Origin of the sequence: Limnospira sp. PMC 1279.21, from assembly GCF_032349615.1 — a bacterium.
Classification (GTDB): domain Bacteria; phylum Cyanobacteriota; class Cyanobacteriia; order Cyanobacteriales; family Microcoleaceae; genus Limnospira; species Limnospira fusiformis.
The window spans coordinates 1-1,045 of record NZ_JARPLU010000428.1; the positions used below are offsets into that span (position 1 = coordinate 1).

The window sequence follows — 1,045 nt, forward strand, 5'->3', positions numbered from 1 at the left end:
TTGACACTCCCCGGCGTGAACGCACGGGGATTCTTTGTTCTACGACACGACTTGCTGATGCAGGATTTCTCCAACAACAGTAGAGGACTTGTCTCCCAAAGCGTTGCTCGGCTGCCCGAAAGTTCCGGTATGCCCTACCGTACTCAATCCTCGACTCCGAATATTTCTAGCTGCGTTTTCATCTCTATCCATTGAGCAACCACACTTACAAACGTGCGCGGATTGTGGATAGTGTTTTCTTCACAATTGCACCGCAGTTAGAGCATTCTTGGCTAGTGTATTGCGGATTTACCGCAACCGTTACTCTTTCAAAAACTTTAGCAAAGTATTCAAGCCAGACACGGAACTGATACCAAGAAGCGTCGTTGATAGACTTAGCTAAACAATGATTCTGCACCATATTTTTAATTCTCAAATCTTCGTAGGCTATCAAGTCGTTTGACTGAACTACGCACCTTGCCAACTTCACAGCATGGTCTTTACGTTGCCTACTTATTTTGAGATAGTGTTTACCTAGAATCTGTCTAGCTTTGCCTCTGTTTTTTGAACCTTTAACCTTCTTCGATACGCGACGGTGACTACGTTTTAAGATACGTTCGCATTTTTTCAGGAATTTAGGATTTTCAACGGTGACTCCGTTTGAATCGGTGTAATACTCTTTCAGTCCAACGTCTAAGCCAATGGTATTGCCTGTCGGCGCTGTGTTTTCTTTCCTGTCAACGTTAATACAGAATTGAACGTACACACCATCAGCACGTTTCACCAGTCTTACCCGTTTGATCTGGCTGACTTGGTAAAAGTGTAAATCGCGTGTACCTTTGATTTTGAGTTTACCAATTCCTTTTTTATCTGTGAAAGTTATTGATTTTCTGTCGTCTGCAAGTTTCCACCCGGTTGATTTATATTCAACTGAGCGACAATCTTTCTGAAACTTCGGATACTCCTTTTTACCGGGAATCTTCTTCTTGCAGTTTTCATAGAATCGAGAGATAGCTGACCAAGCTCTTTCAGCGCTGGCTTGTCTCGCTTGAGAATTGAGTTCGTC

Annotated in this window: 1 pseudogene; it reads right to left on the bottom strand. The window is 43.1% G+C overall.

Going from position 1 to position 1,045, the window contains the following annotated elements:
* Positions 1-39: 39 nt before the first annotated feature.
* Positions 40-1,045, bottom strand: a pseudogene (locus tag P5683_RS25190) (RNA-guided endonuclease InsQ/TnpB family protein); the annotation flags it as partial.